Source organism: Sphingobium baderi (assembly GCF_001456115.1).
In the GTDB taxonomy this organism is placed as follows: domain Bacteria; phylum Pseudomonadota; class Alphaproteobacteria; order Sphingomonadales; family Sphingomonadaceae; genus Sphingobium; species Sphingobium baderi_A.
In genome coordinates this window covers 1,998,927-2,019,268 of the sequence record NZ_CP013264.1, presented here as the reverse complement: position 1 = coordinate 2,019,268, position 20,342 = coordinate 1,998,927, and the positions used below count along the sequence as shown (strand labels likewise).

Annotated in this window: 15 protein-coding genes; 9 read left to right on the top strand and 6 right to left on the bottom strand. The window is 58.3% G+C overall.

Annotated elements, in window-relative coordinates; genetic code table 11:
* Positions 1-39 precede the first annotated feature (39 nt).
* The gene (locus ATN00_RS09990; protein ID WP_062064330.1) at positions 40-1,260 is read left to right on the top strand and encodes a cytochrome P450; all 1,221 of its coding nucleotides are present in this window, start codon (positions 40-42) and stop codon (positions 1,258-1,260) included.
* A 182-nt stretch (positions 1,261-1,442) separates the two neighbouring features.
* On the opposite strand, the gene ATN00_RS09985 is transcribed toward ATN00_RS09990, so the two are convergent.
* From ATN00_RS09985 to ATN00_RS09970, 4 genes are all read right to left on the bottom strand, one after another.
* The gene (locus tag ATN00_RS09985) at positions 1,443-2,285 is read right to left on the bottom strand and encodes an NAD(P)-dependent oxidoreductase (protein ID WP_062064328.1); all 843 of its coding nucleotides are present in this window, start codon (positions 2,283-2,285) and stop codon (positions 1,443-1,445) included.
* Between the two features lie 338 nt (positions 2,286-2,623).
* Positions 2,624-3,064, bottom strand: a complete 441-nt coding sequence (locus ATN00_RS09980) for a limonene-1,2-epoxide hydrolase family protein (RefSeq protein WP_062064326.1) — start codon at positions 3,062-3,064, stop codon at positions 2,624-2,626.
* Positions 3,065-3,170: 106 nt separating this feature from the next.
* Positions 3,171-4,085 (bottom strand): SMP-30/gluconolactonase/LRE family protein, encoded by a 915-nt coding sequence (locus ATN00_RS09975; RefSeq protein ID WP_231746444.1) that lies wholly within the window; start codon positions 4,083-4,085, stop codon positions 3,171-3,173.
* Positions 4,082-5,161 (bottom strand): Gfo/Idh/MocA family protein, encoded by a 1,080-nt coding sequence (locus tag ATN00_RS09970; RefSeq protein ID WP_062064324.1) that lies wholly within the window; start codon positions 5,159-5,161, stop codon positions 4,082-4,084. The genes ATN00_RS09975 and ATN00_RS09970 overlap by 4 nt, the downstream gene beginning before the upstream one ends.
* A gap of 375 nt (positions 5,162-5,536) precedes the next feature.
* Between ATN00_RS09970 and ATN00_RS09965 the strand changes: the two genes are divergently transcribed.
* Positions 5,537-5,941 carry a nuclear transport factor 2 family protein gene (locus ATN00_RS09965; protein ID WP_062064323.1) on the top strand — a complete coding sequence of 135 codons (405 nt, stop codon included), beginning with the start codon at positions 5,537-5,539 and terminating at the stop codon, positions 5,939-5,941.
* Positions 5,942-6,092: 151 nt separating this feature from the next.
* Here the strand turns inward: ATN00_RS09965 and ATN00_RS09960 are convergent, their stop codons facing one another.
* Positions 6,093-6,926, bottom strand: a complete 834-nt coding sequence (locus tag ATN00_RS09960; protein WP_156415257.1) for a TetR/AcrR family transcriptional regulator — start codon at positions 6,924-6,926, stop codon at positions 6,093-6,095.
* 21 nt (positions 6,927-6,947) lie between these two features.
* Between ATN00_RS09960 and ATN00_RS09955 the strand changes: the two genes are divergently transcribed.
* From ATN00_RS09955 to ATN00_RS09940, 4 genes are all read left to right on the top strand, one after another.
* Positions 6,948-8,444: an aldehyde dehydrogenase family protein gene (locus tag ATN00_RS09955; protein ID WP_197413720.1), complete on the top strand. Its 1,497-nt coding sequence runs from the start codon at positions 6,948-6,950 to the stop codon at positions 8,442-8,444.
* A gap of 44 nt (positions 8,445-8,488) precedes the next feature.
* On the top strand, positions 8,489-10,090 hold the full coding sequence (locus ATN00_RS09950; RefSeq protein WP_062064319.1) for a GMC family oxidoreductase: 1,602 nt from the start codon (positions 8,489-8,491) through the stop codon (positions 10,088-10,090).
* Between the two features lie 304 nt (positions 10,091-10,394).
* The gene (locus ATN00_RS09945; protein ID WP_062064317.1) at positions 10,395-12,767 is read left to right on the top strand and encodes a TonB-dependent receptor; all 2,373 of its coding nucleotides are present in this window, start codon (positions 10,395-10,397) and stop codon (positions 12,765-12,767) included.
* Between the two features lie 267 nt (positions 12,768-13,034).
* A complete protein-coding gene (locus ATN00_RS09940) occupies positions 13,035-14,267 on the top strand; it encodes a phospholipase A (RefSeq protein ID WP_231746443.1) in 1,233 nt (410 codons plus the stop codon).
* Between the two features lie 79 nt (positions 14,268-14,346).
* On the opposite strand, the gene ATN00_RS09935 is transcribed toward ATN00_RS09940, so the two are convergent.
* Positions 14,347-14,751: a limonene-1,2-epoxide hydrolase family protein gene (locus tag ATN00_RS09935; protein WP_062064316.1), complete on the bottom strand. Its 405-nt coding sequence runs from the start codon at positions 14,749-14,751 to the stop codon at positions 14,347-14,349.
* Positions 14,752-15,009: 258 nt separating this feature from the next.
* Between ATN00_RS09935 and ATN00_RS09930 the strand changes: the two genes are divergently transcribed.
* The 3 genes from ATN00_RS09930 (at position 15,010) to ATN00_RS09915 (ending at position 20,038) form a co-directional block, all read left to right on the top strand.
* Complete coding sequence (locus ATN00_RS09930; RefSeq protein WP_156415256.1) at positions 15,010-17,418, top strand: TonB-dependent receptor; 2,409 nt, start codon at positions 15,010-15,012, stop codon at positions 17,416-17,418.
* A 236-nt stretch (positions 17,419-17,654) separates the two neighbouring features.
* Positions 17,655-18,635, top strand: coding sequence for a hypothetical protein (locus tag ATN00_RS09925; RefSeq protein ID WP_197413719.1), 981 nt, complete (start codon positions 17,655-17,657; stop codon positions 18,633-18,635).
* Between the two features lie 39 nt (positions 18,636-18,674).
* Positions 18,675-20,038 (top strand): IS3 family transposase gene (locus ATN00_RS09915; RefSeq protein ID WP_373886176.1). Its coding sequence is split into 2 segments (ribosomal slippage): positions 18,675-19,022 and positions 19,025-20,038, totalling 1,362 coding nucleotides; the frame shifts between segments, so codons are not numbered across the junction.
* Positions 20,039-20,342 lie beyond the last annotated feature (304 nt).

The following is a 20,342-nucleotide window of genomic DNA, read 5'->3' as shown; positions in this document are numbered from 1 at the left end:
ATGGGGCGCACCGCCTGACGGAAATAAAAGGTAATCACAATGTCTATCGATGTTTCTGATCATATCCCTGCCCATGTTCCCGCAGACAAGGCTATCTCCCTGCGTCTGTTCGATCGCGTCGTGGTTCCGGAATGCCCACAGGAAACCATCATTCCCGAAATACACGCGACTTTGGGGCCGATCACGTGGGTAACCAACATCTTCATGGCCCATCAGGGGGGCTGGCTGTTGACCCGCATGGAAGACATACAGGCGATCCTGCGGGACGGAGAAAATTTCACGAAGCGCGGCATGGGCAAGTTCGCGCAATCCATTGGCGAAGATTGGCTGGTCATCCCGACCGAGACCGATCCCCCCGCCCATGCACAATATCGCGAGGCGCTCAACCCCTATTTCGCGCCGCAACGCATGGCCGCGATGCGGGACAATCTGCGCGAGCGCGCTGCCACGCTGATCAACGGCTTCAAGGAGCGTGGCCATTGCGATTTCGTGCATGAATTTTCAGAGAAATTCCCGATCTATATCGTTCTCGACCTGCTTGGCCTGCCCCAGGAAAGAATGGGGGAGTTCCTCCAGTGGGAAAAGGAAATCCTGCACACCAGAACAATGGAAGAGCGGGCGAGCGGCGTACGCAAGGTTCAGGCCTATCTCAAGGAACAGATCGCTGATCGGCGCGCCAACCCGCAGGACGATTATATCAGTCGCATTTTCGATTATGAGATAGATGGCCGGAAATGGAATGACGACGAGATTTTCGGACATTGTTTCAATCTCTTCATCGGCGGCCTCGATACGGTTACATCGATGCTGGGCAATATCTTTACTTTCCTTGCGCGTTACCCAGACAGGCAGGCGGAACTGCGTGCAAACCCCGGCAAGATCGTACTTGCCGTCGAAGAATTTTTCCGTGCCTTTGCTCCGGTCAGTGTTTTTCGCATCGCGGCACGTGAAATGGAATTGCATGGGCAAAAGATCATGCCCGGCGATTATGTGGCGATCTCCACGCCCGTCGCTGGGCGCGATCCCGACTTCTATGACGATCCGGGCGAGATTCGCTTCGATCGCCGGGGCCAGCATATTTCCCTGGGCTACGGCATCCACAAATGCCTTGGCATGCACCTTGCCCGGTTGGAGCTTCAGACCGCGCTTGAGGAGTTTCTCAAGGAAATCCCACCCTTCCGGATCAAGGATGGGTTCGAAGTCGGCTATTTCGTCGGCAACATTCTTCATGTCCCCGAAGTTCATCTCCAATGGGACTGAGCCAGACGGATCACCGCATATGAGGCGCTGAAAGGAGCGCTGTCGGCTTCATGACCGACAGCGCTCCTTTCACAATACGCATGGTAGATCGCTGTAGCATCACTCGAAATCGAAAACAAAAATGCGTGCCGCGCTTGATGACACGCGGCACGCTCCATATCCAAATCGCAGGTGAAGACCGATCAGCTCTCGCATATGGCCAGCAGCTTCTTCTTGACCAGCGTCTTCGAATGGCTGGTTAGCGGCGACGCGGCATTTGCGCTCGCTGCCAGTTCTTCTGCCAGCGAAAGATCCTTTTCGCCGATGCCCGCCTGACTGGCGAAGAAAGCGCGCCGGGCCGCATCGCCCGGATTGTTCCGGAAGTCGACGAAACCTGCCATCGGCGGGGTAAGATTGCCATTACGCTTCATCACGGTCAGCAGCTTGTCCATCGGCACGCCGGACGCCTCGGCCACATCGGCAACCTCGATACCCAGCATGATGCCACACCAGGAAACAAGATTATTGCAAATCTTGAGCGCCATCGCCGAGCCCAGCGGACCGATATGCATGGTGTTGGTCGAAAAGGCATCGAGCACCGGCTGAACGCGTGCCGCAAGAGCTTCATCCCCGCCGGTCATGCAAAAGACGAAAGGACCGTCCTTAGTCATCTCGGTGCGAGTAACCGGCGCGTCAATAACCTCAACCCCCACCGCGGCAGCGCGTTCGGCAATATTCTGTGCAGTTTTCGGTTTGATCGTGCTGTGGATAAGCAGGATCGCACCCCGCTTCATCGCAGGCAACAACGCATCCACGCATTCGAGCACCTGAGCATCGTCGCGCACACAGATGCCGACGACGTCGGCGTCCTGCCCCACCTCAGCCATGGAACCCGCCAGCTTTGCGCGTCCCTCGAATTTCGCCAGCGCCTGCGGGAAGACGTCATAGACGGTAAGGTCAAGCTGTAGCTTGGCGAGTTCTCGCGCCTGATCGCCTCCCATGCTGCCAAGACCAATGAAACCGATTTTCCTGATGCTGTCCGCCATGGAATACTCCTATCTTTTTCCAATTTCCGAAATGGCGTAACCGCCACGGGAACATCCGTAAATCCGGAACAATGCCTGTGTGAATGCCATACCATTGCGGAACCGCCAGGAGGCATCCCGGAATCGTTATTGCGTGTAGGCTTCCGCGACACGGCAACGCCCGTTCAGCTTTCGCAAACCCATACGGATACATCGATGCGGACATGAAACGACTCCAACCCATGATCATGGGCGCGAGGTGGACGAGCCGGAATTGCGCGGTTAGGGAATGACATTGCGTCCAGCTATCGCGGCAGGGCGCGTCAGTTCCATCCCCCCCCCAGCCGTTCCATCGCTTCTCAGGCAGGCACGCTCGTTACCATCATCTTACGCATTTCCTCGCCGGAAATGCCGACCTGGTCAGCAATGTCGAGCATGTCCCAATATTCGCGCCAGAAAGTGATCTTGTCCTCATCGTCGAGATCAAAGACCCCGGTCACGCGCGTCAGCACTGTGCGGCCGTCATGGAGCATGCGGACACTGTCCACTCTTTCAGTGAAGACGGTATTAGCTGCGCTGGCGATGTGCAGTATTTCGCAATCGCAATCGGCATAGAGCTTGTACTGACGCTCTATCTCGCCGCATATGGCTTCCGCACCGTGAACCATCGCCGCCACCGGCACGACCGGCTGCCACCGCGCATTTTCCGCGAGCGCCGCACGGATGGCTGGAATGTTCAACTCGGATGCGTGGAACAGCGTCAGGAATTGCTCGACGGCGGCTTCCTTGCGATTGGTCATAGCGTCTCTCCTCGATTTTCATGCAATGAACGGCAGAGCGATGATTACTGCACCTTCCTCTGGGCAGGCGGGTCGCCGCGTCGAAGCAGCGCACCTTGCCTCGGGATCATTCATACGTAAGCTTGAGCCCGGGCACATCCCAGTCAAAGGTAACCACCCGCCCGCTGCTGCCCAGCGTCACGAATGCCGTGCGTCGATCCGGGCCGCCGAAGCAGATGTTGGTGGTCAGGAAATCGCCGGTCGGGACTACCTCCGGCGTGCCGCCCTCCGGCGGGAAGACGAGCACTGCGCCGATGCCCGGCGAGGCGCAGCAGATACGCCCGGCACTGTCTACCGCAAGGCTGTCGAGATACTGTCCCGGCCCGCCGCGCCCCACCAAACTGCTGCCGTTTGGCGCGTGTCCACCCGCCGGGTCGATCACGCCTGGAGCCGAAAGCCGGAATTGGAGCAAATGCCCCTCATAAGTGGATGCGACGTACAGAGTGGCCCCATCGGGTGAAAGACCGATGCCGTTCGCCCCGTCGACGGGGTGCACGACCTCACGTATCTCGCTGCCGTCGATCCTGGCATAATAGACCGAACCTCGGGTACGGACACGACCGCGATCCCTTCCAAAATCGGTGAACCAGAAGCCGCCGTCGTTGTCGAAAACAAGATCGTTCGGTCCCCAAAAGGGGGTTGCTTCACTATGCGCGTAGAGCGTCTCGAAGATTCCGGTCTCGAGATCGACGACCTGAATTGATCCGGGTGGCGTATCGATAGGGGCTTCAATCGGCATCAGTCCGCCGTCGGGAAGGTCCATCTGCCCGAAGCCGCCATTATTGCATATGTAACAGCGGCCGTCCGGCCCGATGGCAGCGCCATTGGGACCGCCACCCAGCTCCGCCACGGTAGAAACACGGCCATCGGGCGCGATCCGGCTGAGCTTTCGGCCCAACGTTTCGACGACCAGCAGGCTGCCGCCGGCAAGCGCGATCGGACCTTCGGGCATCTTCAGCCCGGTAGCGAATGTCTTCATCATATGGCCTCCATTTCAATTTGGTCCAACAGCTTGTGCAACCCGACAGCATCGGCGAAGTTGGGACTTGCCCTGCCGCCGGTCGCGATTGCCTCCTTCATGTGGAGATAGGCTTCGCCGACATTCATCGGTGGATTGGCGCGCAGCGATGCGGGCGTATGAAAATAGCTTGCCGGCACCGAGACCGGTTCGAGTACTCCCGGGTCGACCGATTTGTGCAACGTCAGGTTTGACATCTGGATACCGCGGCCCCCGGCTGCGGCCATGATGACGAGGTCCCCCTTGTCCCCGTTAATCTCAATTCGGACGCCGATGCCAGGCGAAGATGCGCCCGAGAGGCGCACAGACGCCACGACGCCACTGTCAAGCATGCCCGCCACCAATATCTGGTCGGCAGAGGTCCGCTTGACCGGCGCGCCGGTGCCAAAGGCGGTGAGATCATTCAGCGCAGTGTGGACCACTGAGGTCAGGCTTTTGAAATTGCCCAGCATCCAAGTCAGCGCGTCTATGCTGTGACCGCCGGGGATGCTCAGGAAATGTGCTCCACTCGACCGGTCCTGCAAATATTCGGTGCCGGGAAACACAGCGGATATCCAGTCGGAGGAATGGACCAGCCCGGCGCTTCGCACCCTGCCGATCTCGCCCGCAGCAATCAGATCCCTGGCATAGGTCAGCACCGGCGCGCTGCGCGATTGCAAACCCACCATATGAACGATGCCAGCCTTCTCGGCGGCATCCAGCAATGTCTGCGCCTCGGCGGTGTCGCGCGCCAGCGGCCATTCGCAATAGACATGCTTGCCCGCCTCAATTGCGCGACGCACCAGATCGCGATGCGCCGGTACGCGAACGCAGATCGCCACCACGTCGACATCGGGATGGTCGATCAACGCGCGAGGATCGCCAAACGCATTGGGTATGCCGAACCGCTGCGCGGTGGCCTCGGCGGTTTCCTGGCGCGAGGTGGCGACCGCGACCGCGTCGACAGCCTCAAGCGCGGCGATTGCCGGCAAATGCGCCGATACGCCCCAGCTGCCCTGAAGATTGGCGCCAATCACGCCGATACGAAGCTTCGTTCCCATGGTGCCTCTCTAACCTCCCCGCGTTGCCGAAGCTGGACGCCCGCTCGCTTCGGCCTCAACCGCCAGCATCTCCCCCTTTTTCAACACTGTGGATCTTCTGTAGCAAGAGTTGCCCGTCTTCCGACAGGGTAGGTGCCTGGCAGAAGCCATCCGAACCATTTGGAGCCGCCCCTACCGTAGCGCCATGTCGCCTGCGCTCGAATAGTCCGAGCAACCCGCTGCTGGGCGGAGAATCTGCTTGGCGGGATGCGAACGAGATGCGCGTTTACGGCTTGCCCTGTCACCGGATAGGGGCCGTAGCGTCCCCAACCTTCAATGCTGCATTAATCGTTAATCGCGCCGAGATGCACGGCGCGAGTTGAGAGGAAATCAAAAATGGACACGACACGCGCAAACGCGCTGGCGGACCGGCTGCTGGAGAGCTTCAACAACGGTGACATGGATGGAATCGAGAGCTGCCTCCATGCCGAGGCGCGCGCAGAATTTCCTTTCGCGCCTCCGCCCATGCCAACCGCCGTCTCCGGCCGCGATGCCGTTATGGCGATGTTCCGCGACGGCCGCGCCAATTTCCGGCGCATGGCGCTGACGCCCAGCCGCTTCTACTGGTGCCCTGATGAATCGACATTGGTGATGGAGGCGCAGAGCGATGCCGAACTGGCGAACGGTACCAGCTATCGCAACGGCTATGTCTTCCTGATCGGCATCCGCGATGAGTGCGTGATACTCTGGCGCGAGTATTTCAATAGTCTGGTTGTCGTCGAAGCGATGGCTGCCGGCTGATATCCTCGCAGCGGGTTCACTCCAGATCTCAATTCATCGCTCAATCAATAGCGGCCTATCGCTTTGATGGAAGCAAACCGCACGTTATGACCGCTCGCCAGCGCTGGAAGTAAGCAGCAGAACCGAGACTGCACGGCCTGACAATGGGCTGCTACACAGCCGCGATTTTCAGGAACATCGGCCACATTTTCTGGAAATGCTGCTCAATATCGTCCGCCGTCCACGCTTTTTGCCCCATCAGCATCTCCCAGCGGGGGCCTTCCGCAATGAGGCGCAGCAGAATCTCCCGAAGCAGAGCCCCCGGCATCTCAATCAGTTGGCCGGCCTGCTGCGCGTGCCCGATCAATTGATCCAGCCGCTCCCCCAACAATTGCGGCAACGGCGGAGCGACTTGTTGAGACAATGTCGACAGCCGTGATCCTTCCGCAATAAGGATTCTCTGAAGATCGACCGCCGTGGGCGAGATCATGAATTCAAGATAGGCCCGCGCCGTCATCCGAAGCTCGGTCAACGGATCGCCCGCATCATTCCGAATGGCCGAAGCGAGTGCTTCGAGTTGCCGGATTTGCTCGAAGAGCACAGTTTCAAACAGCGCCTGCTTGCCGCCATAGCGCCGATAGATCGCCATCCGGGCGACGTTGGCGCCTTTGGCGATGCGTGCAATCGACGCGCCTGAAAAACCGCGATCCAGAAACTCGCGGAGCGCAGCGGACAGTATTTCCTGGTTAAGCGCGTCAGCCTCGCTGGCGGACGGCCTCCCAGTTCGTCGAGCGGACAAAGCGTCAGCGCCGCTGGCTATCTGCGAGATTCGCGAAGAGGGCGCAGGTGGCATGAAGTGGTGTCCGATCTCAAATAACGCGCAAATGGTTGCACCGACTGCCGGGACAGGCAAGCGGCGCCATAATGTAGCACTAATGATACTTTTTCTTGCCTCATAGCGTATTTTGGTCCACCCGTCACGAAAGCGGATTGGCGGTTGGATCACAACCCACGCAGGAGGAGAGAGATGATGTCGGTCGCACCGGGGCAGATCAAAGTAGATTACGACAAGCTCTTCATCGACGGAACCTGGACGGTTCCCGGCGCAGGCGCCGAGGCAGTCATCAATCCCGCAACCGAACAAGAGGTCGGGAGTGCACCGCTTGGCTCCATCGAGGACACGGAGCGGGCCATTGCCGCCGCAAAACGCAGTTTTGACCGAGGCCCCTGGCGCGATGAGGACCGCAACGTCCGTGCGGATCGCATGCAGCGGCTGTTCGATCTCGTGCTCGCGCGACAGGAGGAAGCGGTTGGTCTGATGCAGCTCGAAATGGGCTTCACCCGGCTTAATTGCGAGATGCAGCTCGGCTTGCTCTTCTCTCAGCTGGAACGGACGATCGAAGTGGCGCGCAAGGATCCGACCAGGCCTTTGCCGATGATCATCTCCGATCGCCTCGGCGGCGGCGGCCGCGCTCTTGGCGGTGGTGTCGTCACCCGCGATCCTGTCGGGGTCGTTTCGGCGATCACGCCCTATAATTCAGGTTTCCTGCTCGGCCTTATCAAGGCTTTCCCGGCGATGGCGGCGGGCAACAGCGTGGTACTGAAACCCTCACCCTTCACCCCGCTCCAAACGATGTTGATCGCCGAAATGGTGGCGGAACTCGATCTCCCGCCCGGCGTGTTCAATGTCGTAACCGGCGGCTTGGAAGTCGGCCAGATGATGAGCGCCGATCCGCGCGTCGACATGGTGAGCTTCACCGGCTCCGACGCGGTCGGCGCAGCGGTGATGGCGCAGGCTTCTCCGACGTTGAAGAAGGTTCAGCTGGAACTGGGCGGCAAGTCTCCGATTGTCATCCGGCATGATGCCGATCTCGCTCTGGCGGTGGAGGTGGCCCTGTTCGGATCGATGTTTCAGGCGGGACAGGGTTGCTCACTCACGACCCGCATGTTGGTCGACAACCGTATTCGGTCCGCCTTTGTCGAAGCCCTCGCCGGCGCCGCGCGTCAGATCAAGGTCGGCGACCCCTATGATCCCACCACCTTCATGGGTCCGTTGATCCGTGAGACGGCAATCACCCGCACCCAGGATTTCTGTAAGCGCGCGCTGGAGGACGGCGCCCGTCTGGTCGTTGGCGGAGACCGCCCGGCCGGTCTGGACAAGGGCTATTTCTTCGAAGTGACGATCTTCGACGATGTGAGCAATGATAGCCATCTCGGTCAACGTGAAGTTTTCGGACCAATCGCCGCCGTCATCGGTTTTGACGACGATGCCGAGGCCATCCGGCTGGCCAATGACAGCGACTATGGCCTTGGTGGCGCAATCATCTCCAATGACAAGGCCACCGCATTTGAGATGGCGCTGAAGATGCGTACCGGGCAGGTTCAGATCAACGGCGGACCGGGCGGCTTCCATCCCGACATGCCCTTCGGCGGCTACAAACGCTCCGGCCTTGGTCGCGAATGGGGCGAAGAAGGATTCAATGAATTCACCGAGATGAAGGCCATTGGCTTCCCCGCCGGTTAACCCCGTCGCCCGCCAGCATTTCGGGTTCAATAAAAGAGGTCATCGTGGATCAAAGCTACGATTATATCATCGTCGGCGCGGGCTCGTCCGGCTGCGTGCTGGCCAACCGGCTATCGGCTGACCCTTCGGTTCGGGTTCTGCTTGTCGAGAGCGGACCTGATGATACCAGCCCGTTGATCCGCATGCCGCGCGGGATCGGCAAGTTGCTGGCGCCCGGCAACCCTCATGTCTGGGACTATGAAGTGGCGCCCGGCGGTAATGCGCCCTCCGAAACATGGCTCAAAGGACGCGCTGTTGGAGGGTCGAGTTCCATCAACGGCATGGTCTATGTCCGCGGCGCCCCTTATGATTATGACGGTTGGGAAGCTCTTGGATGCCCCGGCTGGGGTTGGGCCGAAATCGGCCGCTGCTTTGCGGAACTGGAGAATCATCCACTCGGCGCAAAGGCATGGCGCGGCTCTGGTGGGCCGCTGAATATCACCATCCATCCCTCGGGTGATCCGCTGTGCGAGGCCGTTCTCGACGCGGCAGGCCAGATGGGTGTCCCCCGCGTGGATGACGTCAACGATATGCCCGCGGTCATGTCTGGCGGCATGGGCTATCAGCCGACAACGACATGGCATGGCAAACGATTTTCCGCAGCCCGCGCATTTCTGACGCCGGTTCGCGATCGCGCCAATCTGGACGTGCTTCCCGAAACCGATGTGCTTCGGGTCACGATCGAAAACACCCGTGCAACCGGCGTGGTGATCCGCAACAAGAACGGTGAACGCCAAATTTATGCGCGGCGGGAGGTCATTCTGTCGGCCGGCGCCATCCAGTCTCCCAAATTGCTGCAACTATCCGGCGTCGGCCCCGCCCCCCTCCTCCAGGCCCACGACATTCCCGTCGTCGTCGACGCCCCGCAAGTCGGCCGCAATCTTCGCGAACATCGCTATCTGTCGACCCAATATCGGGTCACCGGTAACAGCCTCAACAAGCGGTTCGGCGGTCTGGGACTTCTCAGGTCGATTCTGTCGTATGCGTTTCTGTCACGCGGCCCCCTCACCCATTCGGCGCATGAAGTTGGCGGGTTCATCAAGACCCGACCCGAACTGGAACATCCAGATGCCCAGATCGGGGTCGGCCTCTACTCAATTTCCGCCACAGAGAAAGGTGTCGACATAGATCCGTTCCCTGGCATGACAATCCTGGGTTATTTCACCCGCCCCGAAAGCCAAGGCGAGTTACGCATCCAGTCGCCCGATCCGATGGCCAAACCGTTCATCGATGCCAATCATTTTTCCGCCGAGATCGATCGCCTGAGTGCGGTGTCGCTGTTCCGGTGGCTTCGGTCATTGGGCAAACAGCCGGCGCTGGCGCAATGGATAGCGGAAGAAACACTGCCGGGCGCGAGGATCGAAAGCGACGAAGATATTCTCCAAAACGCGGTTTCTCTGGGGGGCACCGCCTATCACATCTGTGGCACAGCCCGCATGGGTTCTGACGATGCGGCCGTATTGGACCCGGAATTGCGCGTGCGAGGCGTCACGGGACTGCGGGTCGCCGACACCTCGATCATGCCACGGATTGTCTCCGGGAACACGAACGCCCCCGCTATGGTAATCGGGATGCGTGCCGCCGAACTGATCTTGCAGCGGGCATGAGGGGCTCGACATTGGGCAATCATGGCGGTGCGGGCCACGAATAGGCGTCCTACGGATCAAATGAATGTGCCGCTTTTCGCCTTCGGGGAATTGCCAGCATAGTGCCAGCCGGACCACCGGCAGCTATGCATCTTGTCGGACCGTTGCCGATTTGTCGCAGTTCGCAGCAACTTGCATTCCCCTATCTTACGAAAGGCACAAGAGGCGGGTTCAGGCTTAAGCGATTGCCCGATTGTCGAGAAATGGTCGTTCAGGGGCGATCCAATCACATGGAAACGGTTCTTCGAATCTGAAAGGGATCATCATGAAATCACTGACTTTTGCTGCCACACTTCTTTCCAGCGTCGCGTGCCTCAGCGCCACGCCATCGTGGGCACAGGATGAAACTGTTCCGCAGGGCGATGCGGCCGGCGCTGCAAGCGATATCGTCGTCACCGCGCGTCGTCGCGAAGAGCGCTTGCAGGACGTTCCAGTTTCCGTGACGGCGTTTTCGGCCGAAGGGCTGGCGCGCAGCAACGTGCAGACCGCATCGGACCTACGCACCGTGACGCCCGGCTTCACCATCGCATCGGAAGGCGGCAAGGATACCATGGCGCTGACCATGCGCGGTATTGGCAACTTGCCGCAGGGAGAAGGCACGCCGGGCGTCGTCATGTACGTCAACAACGTCCCGCTGCCGATCGTGGGTTCGAACATTCCCACCTATGACGTGTCGGGCGTTCAGGTCCTCAAGGGGCCGCAAGGCACCCTGTTCGGCAAGAACACGCTGGGCGGCGCAGTGCTGGTCAACACGCAGGAGCCGACCTACGATCTCAGCGGCTATGTGCAGGGCATTTACGGCCGCTATGACCATAAGGAACTGGAAGGCGCGCTCAACATACCGATCGTGGACGGCAAGGTGGCGTTGCGCGTCGCCGGGCAGATCCGCCGGCAGGACCCGCGTATCCATGCGATCGACAGCGGACCGGGCTTCGATGACATCCATCAGGACAGCTTTCGCGTGTCCCTGCTGCTTGAACCTACCGACTGGATCAAGAGCCTGACCATCTACGAATATTCCAAGGCGAACGAACTGGCGGGTGGCCTGAACCTCATACGCCAGAACTTCCCGATGGCCGCGATAGATCCCGGCCTTGCCCCGCTCGATGTTCAGATTCAGGAGCAGCTCGCCTTGCAGCGGCAGCACGAATATGGCTCATTCGATGGTGGGGTGAACGGCGGCTTTGCCAATCGCAAGGCGACCTCCATCATCAACAACACATCGTTGACCTTTGGCGATATCACTGTTCGCAATATTTTCGGCTTCCGTAAAAATTACAGCGATCAGTTGATCAATACCGGCGCCACCAACCTGTCGTTGCCGGTCGGGCCGGGCGTGGAAGTGCCCTTCACGCTTTTCTACGCATCACAGCTTGGGCAGCGCAAATATCTAAGTGACGAGTTCCAGATTCTCGGCGAAGTGGGCAATCTCAACTTCATCGTCGGTGCTTATTATAACAAGGATCAGTCCTATGGTCCGGGCGGTTCGCAGTTCACCGCCTTCTCCGTAGGCGGCGTTCCGGCAAATGCGATCACCTCGCACGTCACCAATGAGAATAAAGCCCTGTTCGGCCAGATCGGCTACAAGATCACCGATCGGCTGACGTTTAACGCAGGCATGCGCTATAGCTGGGACAAGGTCAGCGCCTGTGGCGGCGCCATCGGGACCGGCTATGTCGATAATGACACCTGCCGCGAGGTTGCTGCGCTCAATATCATTGATGGTGTTGGCACCATCAAGAACAAGGGCAAAGCACCGAGCTGGACCATCGGCCTCGACTATAAGGTCAATCCCGACTGGCTGCTCTATGTCGTGAGCCGTCGCGGTTACCGCGGAGCAAACGTCAACACCCCTGCGTTCGAATCCCGTTTCACCACAGGCGGCAACGATCCGCTTTGCATATACGGCAACGGCGTTTGCCCGGACCTGCGCGCTTTCCAGAAAACCGGCAAGGAAACGGTAACCGATGTGGAGGCAGGTTCGAAGATCAGCTTCCGGTCCGGCGAAGCCCGCGGCCATTTCAATATCTCGGCTTTCTATTCCAAGTACAAAAATGCGCTGCAGTTCCTGAACGTCACGGGCATCGTACCCAATGAGGCGCCCGATACGCCATCCAATACGGCGTTCGGCGCGAACATTTCCGATCAGTCCATCTATGGCGTGGAATTTGAAGCAAGCGTCAGCCCGGCGCCCAGCTTCACGGCTTCGTTCAATGGCGCATTCACCAAGGTGAAGATCGACAAGGTCGTTCTGCCCGCAGGCATCCCGACCGGGATCACCTTCTCGCCGGAGAACATCAACAAGTTCACGCCAAGCTTCTCCGGCACCTTCGCGATCAACTGGATCCTGCCGATCCATCCTGCGGACGGCGATCTGGTGTTCGACGCGGACCTGTTCAGCACAGCCGACTTCGGCGGCCAGAACGGCGAGAAGCTGCCGGGTTACAATCTGGTCAATTCGCAACTGACGTGGCGCAATGTGGCATCGTCGGGTCTGGATCTGGGCGTGTTCGTCAAGAACGTGTTCAATGAAAAATACTACGCATCGGCTAGCGTTCTGCTCAAGAGCTTCCCGATCAGTTCCGCCTATCTCGGCGAACCGCGCATCTGGGGCGTGAAAGCACGCTACAGCTTCTGATATGACAGACCGGGAGCAGGACATACCTGCTTCCGGTCCATTTTCGATATATGGGTGAACCCGGCAAACCCTGTTTGCCGTCGGCCGAAAGGTAGGTGCCGCGCACTCTACTACTCCCATTCGAGCAAATGCAGTTCTGGCTGTGCCTCTCCCTGACAACCAAAGGATCGAACACGGGCTCCGCACAGAGAAGCTCGACAGCTTTTGGACGACCATGCTCGCCGGAACGTGTTGGCTTTCTCCGGGGGAATTCTTCATAGGAAGACCATGAAGCTTCCCTTTATGATCATCATGACGCCACTTGCACTGGGTGCAACCCAGGCAATGGCTCAACCCGCACCGCGCATGCTTATCAGCAATATCGAACCGATGGCACTCGACAGCATCCGCGTCGAAATCACCGTTCTCAATCCCGCTCCGGAACCAAAGACAAACAACCTGCCCGACCGGATTTCCGCCGAGTTGACGATCGATGATCGGCGGCTTCCGGTAATGTTGAAGCGCTCCAATCCTTCATCGGCACAGGAGATCGAACCGAGAGGATTTGTACAGGCTCAGTATCTGATGAGTCTTCCAGCCGGTAGTCGCAGCCGGAAATCCGTGATCCTGTCGCTCATGGACGCCGGGGCATCGGGTTACGCCTTCGCGCTTCCCGATACAGCATCACCAATGATAACGACACCGGACACAACGCAGCCCGCCGTTGCCGGACCGATTCCGGTTGGGCCACCGGTTGGGCCAGCCAGCAACCAGCCACCTTCCGCCAAGCCGGATCACGGCAATGCATTTCTGGGCAATCTCTCCAGCTATGCGCCCATCTACGCTGTCTATGGTCCAGGCACGAACAGCGATGGGCGCATACAGATCAGCTTCAAATATCAACTGTTCGGCGATCCCGGGGCCGTCGGCGGCGGTAATCCCCTAATCAATGGCATCCACTTCGCCTACACGCAGCGATTGTTCTGGGATTTGGGCGCGCACTCTTCGCCCTTCCACAATATCGACTACATGCCCGAAATCTTTTACCTGCTTCCCGCCGCACCGGTGGGAAAGCAGATCGCATTGGGCGGTCAGGCGGGCTTTCGGCATGAATCAAATGGCCGCGATGGTCTGGCGTCGCGCAGCCTCAACACCGTGTATATCCAACCGGTCGCAACCATGCCGGTTGGCAAATATATACTTTCCCTCGGTCCCCGCCTTTCCTTTTATGCTGGCAATCTGGCAGACAATCCCGATATCAAGCGCTATCGCGGCAACACATCGCTTTTCGCCGAAATCGGTGAGGACGACGGATTGCGCCTGACGACCAACAGCCGCTTCAACTTCTCGTCGGGAAAAGGCGCTATTGACGCCGAACTGTCCTATCCCCTCGATCGCATCGTCAATTCGAACCTCAATCTTTACATCTTCGGCCAGGGCTTTGCCGGATATGGCGAAAATCTGCTCGATTATGACCGGAAGATAACCCGGTTGAGGATCGGAATAGGAATCGTTCGATAAATAAATGGGAAAGGCACGCCCATGCCGCGATGATGGTTGCATGCTGGCAGCAGGCAGTAGCCTTCAGGGTCCGTTTACATTAAGCGCCGACATCGCTCGTCTGCTTTAGAACGTCATCCATATCCCAGTATTCACGCCAATTGGTAATGCGGTATTCCATATCCAGATCGAATATGCCGCACAGAAGAACGGACACGCGTTTGCCATCTCTGCGCATCACCACCTCGTCTGTCCGTTCGGTAAACACCTGACGATCGGTAGAAGCTATGGCATGTATCTGACAAGCGCAGTCGCTGTACCGCGTGAATTGCTGTTCCAATTCCTCTATAATGGCGGAACGCCCGCGCAGAGGTTCGGCGTGTCTGGCCCTATGCAAATAGGTCGCGCTTTCGGAAAAATAGCTACTCAACTGTTTCGTATCCAAGCTACCGGTGTGGAACACTGACAGAAACTCGCGAATCTTGGCCTCAGCTTCTACGCTCATGCAAATCTCCTAAATGGTGGGAATAGCTCCGCTCTACGGCAGCCATCAGGTTACGGATCGCTTCGCGCCTTGCAACAACGGAGATAAAACGGCCGTTGCCCGATTTGCGGTTGTTGGGAAACGGCTTTGCACTTACAGCCCCTTTTTCAGGGCTGGCCGAAAATCCATAATTGGATCAAGTATTATTTTGTAAATATATTGTAATAACTATAGCAACTTATTATTAGTTATTTAAATGATTTTGTGAGGGGACTTATAGTGATTGAGTACAATATTCGCCCACATATGACCGCCACGAACGCATACATCGCATCGAATGACCGTAGTGCTCGCCTTGGCGCCGCCATGATGGTGAAAACTGTACTGCTCGGCTGCTCGATAATGATGAGCGGCAATCTTTTCGCGCAATCAAATGAAAACAGCACAACAGCGACGGAGGATACGCGGCCGCTGGAGGGGAAAACCGCAGCAAGCGATTTTGAAGATATTGTGGTGACGGCGCGGCGGAGGTCAGAGGCGGCACAGGATGTGCCGGTCACGATTTCCGCAGTATCCGGAGAAGAACTGAAAAGCAGGCAGATTACGGATTTCAGTGAGGTCCAATTTCTTGTTCCCACCCTGCGGGTCAGTGCCGGCACTTCGGGCCGCCAATCGGCAAATTTCTCGCTCAGAGGTTTACGCTCTAACGGCGTTGTTCTCTATTTCAACGAAGTGCCTGTGAGTTCGGATGCCGCCAACCGCGCGCTGTACGACTTGCAGAACATTCAGGTCCTGAAAGGCCCGCAGGGAACGCTGTTCGGCACGAACACCACGGCGGGCGCCATCCTGATCCAGCCAGCTCGCCCAACACATCAGACGGAAGGCTTCGTCGAACTGCAGGCGGGTAACCGCGACATGATCGGGGGACAGGCCATGTTCAACGTGCCATTGACCGACAGTTTGTCCCTACGTGCGGCGGGGCAATTCAAGAAGCGGGCAGGCCTGACCAAATATGTGAGCAACATCCCGGGTCCGACGCTGCGGAACCAGGACAGCGAAGACTATAGCAGCTTTCGTATCTCGCTCTTGTTCGATCCCGTCGAAGGATTCGAAAATCTCCTGACGATCGATCGCTTCTATGCCGACGAAGAGCCTTCCTACAAAAAAATTACAGCCATTTCGCCTTGCCCTGACACTCCGAGTATCGGCCAGTTGCTGACCCTCGGCGCCTGCAAATATCGCCCTCCATTGACGACAACCCTGGGCCTGCCCAGCTTTGAGCAATTCTTTGCAACGGAGAGTAAGCTCGGGCCGTTCGAGACAGCAAACCCCTATCAAGGGCGGTCGCTGACGGATTCATGGGGAGCGACGAATATTACGTCCTTCGCGCTCAACGATCAGATCACCATCAAGAATATCTTCGGTTACTGGCATCTAAAGGCCAATCGGACGTCGGATGGCGACGGAACGATCTTCGATTCCCTCCAATCCAATTACATTTCCAAAACCCGCCATGTTTCGAATGAAGTGCAGGTCCAGGCAGATATTTCTCGCCTCAAATTGATCGTGGGCGCTTATTACAGCAACGACCGGGTCGACGGCGGAAATTTCTTCCGATCGGCCGCCCCGGGGCCACTCGATCCGATCGTCAGAGACACTACGAACATCGACGAGAACAAAGCCATCTTCGCCCAAGCCACCTATGCGGTTACGGACAGGTTGAATGTAACGGCCGGCGCTCGTTACACTTGGCAGACCAAGGATGTTCGAAGCGTCGATTTTACCGGCGGACGATGCAGCTTTCCAGCGACAAACCCCGCAGTGGATATCGTGACTTGTACATTCCGTGCTTCGGTCGAGTTTCGCGAGCCTAGCTGGACTTTTGGACTGGACTATAACGTCGCCCCGAACATCCTCGTTTATGGCACTGCCCGTCGCGGGTTCAATGGCGGCGGCGTCAACACGACGCCGCCCGTGCCATATGATACAGAGAAACTTGACGATATCGAAATCGGCGCGAAGAGCGAATTCCGTCTGGGCGGCGTACCGATCCGCGCCAATATCTCAGCCTTTCGTAGCAAATATAGCGGCATTCAGCGACGCATAACCGCATTTGTGGACAACGTTCCGGCAGCCTATATCCGTAACGCGTCCGCTGCCAAAGTTCAGGGCATCGAAATCCAGGGCGATATTCATTTGGGGCAACTCGATTTTTCGGCTTCAGGAACATATCTCGATGCGAAATACACCAATTTCCAAACTGAACTTGCCCCAGGACAGTTTGCCGACCTGACTGCCAATGCATTAGCGCAGGCACCCAAATACACAGGCAGCGTCACCGCCGCCTATCATGTTCCCATCGATGCCAAAGTCGCCGAGCGACTGACTGCGTCGGTGACCTGGTCTTACCAGAGCGTGATCTACTTCGAGGACTTCAACCAATTGGACGCCACTCTCAACAACCGGATCGATCCATTCAACACTCAGTCCGCGTTCAGTATCTGGAACGCCCAGTTGTCGGCGAGCAATGTTCTGGGCACGGGCTTCGGTGTGCAGGCGTTTATAAAGAACATCGCAAACAAGCTTTATGCCGTATCGAAGAGTAACGCGCTTGGCAGTTTCGGCTTCGCGACATCCATCTGGGGCGAACCGAGAACCTATGGCGTCGCGATCAATTACCGTTTCTGACGGCACCAAGGATGATGCTGTCGCCAATGCGCGTCATCCGCTGCACAATGTAGAAAAGGGTGTAATCACCATGGAGAGGCCAAATGACAGAATATGACCGGCGGAAGATTCTAACGGGCGGGCTGCTCGGGCTCGGAGCATTGAGTCTGCCGTCTGCTGTCCTGGCCAAGTCCAGCACTTCATCAATTAAAAGGCCCGGAGATACGTCGATGTCACGATTTGCTGGTAAAGCGCCCATGATTCCCAGCTTGGCCAAGGTCATGCCGGAAGCACCCGAACTGATGGAAACGCTGGTCGCCGAATTCGCGCCAGTCGCGGCCAAACTTCCCAGCCAGGAAGTCTATTGGCTGGGCTTCAATGGTTGGATGACCGATCGTCTGTCAGGGCCCATCATGGATGGGAAAGTGTCCCCCGACGATATCGGCCAGCAAGCGTGGGCGATTTATGCTTCCAGCGTCTGGGGCGGGATCGAACTGCGCGACCTTCGTCGGAAATGGGATAGCGCCCCTGCCGACCAGAGCGCGATAATGTCGCAGGCTGCCGCGTTCCTTGCCAAGGGCAAGCAGGATATGGCCGACAAGATGACGCAGCGGCTGACAGCTCTTCGGGGCGGCGCAGAGAGTTGCCTTAACGTGCTGCCAGCACTCATCCGTGACAATTCCACTACCGGGCCAGTGCATGGAATGGCCTATAATGCCGGCGTGCAGGTCGTGAAGACCGAAGATCCGCCGGTTGGCCGCAGGCGGCCGCAGCGGCCGGCGAAGCCCAGCGCCGTGCGGATCAATACCCGCGATTTCATGCGCGTCGATTATGATTTGCCCACACCTCTCTATCTAAGGCAGTGGCGTTCGAATTTCGAAGAAGCCGTCACTACCGATCCGGAAACATACGAAAAGATCATCGTTGGCCAGACAGGCGAGGAGAATCTGAGGGACCTGTGGAAGAGGGCTGTACTTCACGGACTGAAAACCTGGGGCGGCGAGTCCAACGACAAATGGTCAGACGCCTATTTCAACGAGGCCCTCCATTGGAGTTCAGTTCTCAATTTCGGATTGGAGGCGATGGGACTTGCCACGTTCGTTGCTATGATCCGGAAGGATGAGGAAGCGGCTCGGCGCGCGGTCCTTATCAATGCCCTTTATGTGGGAGCGACGCCGGGGTGGGGTGTCGGTGTCCGCCGTCAGCACCGATGGCACAGATTTGAGGTTGTGATTTAAGGAGGATCTGGGCTTCGTCGTAGTGACGAAGGAACGAAGATGAAGCCCAGATCCTCCAATGTAAAATCGCCCGCCAAGGCCCCAGCAGAGCGGGTAGTGAAGGACATCCGCCGACAGACCCGGCGCCACTTTTCGGCCGAGGACAAGATCCGCATCGTGCTGGATGGCCTGCGCGGGGAAGACAGCATCGCCGAGCTATGCCGCAAGGAAGGCATTGCCCAGAGCCTGTATTACACCTGGTCGAAGGAGTTCATGGAAGCTGGCAAGCGCCGCCTGGCCGGCGACACCGCCCGTGCCGCGACCACCGGAGAGGTCCAGGACCTGCGCCGCGAAGCCCGGGCCCTGAAGGAATGCGTGGCCGATCTGACACTGGAAAACCGTCTGCTCAAAAAAAGCATGGTCGCGGATGGGGGCAACGACGAATGAGGTATCCCGCATCCGAGAAGCTCGAGATCATCAGAACCGTCGAGCAGTCGCACCTGTCGGCCAAGCGCACGCTGGACCAACTCGGCATCCCTCGTCGGACATTCTACCGCTGGTATGATCGCTACCTCGAAGGCGGGCCGGAGGCGTTGGAAGATCGGCCATCGGCGCCGAGCCGGGTGTGGAACCGCATCCCGGCGGGCATCCACGACCAGATCATCGAGCTGGCGCTGGAACAGTCTGAGCTGAGCCCCCGGGAACTGGCCGTGCGCTTCACCGATGGGCAGCGCTACTTCGTGTCGGAATCCACGGTTTACCGCCTGTTGAAGGCCCACGACCTGATCACCAGCCCGGCCTATGTCGTGATCAAGGCTGCCGATCAGTTCCACACGAAAACCACGCGGCCGAACGAGATGTGGCAGACCGACTTCACCTACTTCAAGATCATCGGGTGGGGCTGGATGTATCTGTCGACCGTGCTCGACGACTTCTCACGCTACATCATCGCCTGGAAGCTGTGCACCAACATGCGAGCCGAGGACGTCACCGACACGCTGGACCTCGCCCTGGCGGCTTCTGGTTGCGACAGCGCCACGGTGCTGCACAAACCCCGGCTACTCAGCGATAATGGCCCCAGCTACATCGCGGGTGAGCTGGCGGAATACATCGAGGCCCGGAAGATGAGCCATGTCCGCGGCGCCCCGTGTCATCCCCAAACCCAGGGCAAGATCGAGCGCTGGCACCAGACCCTGAAAAACCGCATCTTGCTGGAAAACTACTTCCTGCCCGGCGACCTCGAAGCCCACATCGAGGCCTTCGTCGAGCACTACAATCACCAGCGATACCACGAGAGCCTGGCCAACGTGACGCCTGCCGACGCCTACTTCGGCAGGGCTCCGGCAATCATCAAACTGCGCGAAAGGATCAAGCGACAGACCATCGAACATCGGCGCTTGCAGCACCGCAAGTTCGCCGCCTAACATCAACCCCCTGACGAGGTCCGCACTCCGCTAATCTACGCCGCGAGTTGTGCCGAATGTTCTGACGACGGACAGGTCTGGGCAAGCGATGCTCATATGAGGGGCGGAATCGCCGGCCTCGCTGCCAAATCTGAAATCCGATGACTCCAGGACGGATCGGCATCCGCAGGACGATACAACGAGCGGATGGCCGCGGCAGGTGAAATGGCCAAATTTTCAACGCCGCCGAACATAACGCATTAAAAGCAATCGAGCGCTGGAAGCAGGAAAGTTCGCCATTTCGCCACCCTCAGATGATCGCAGA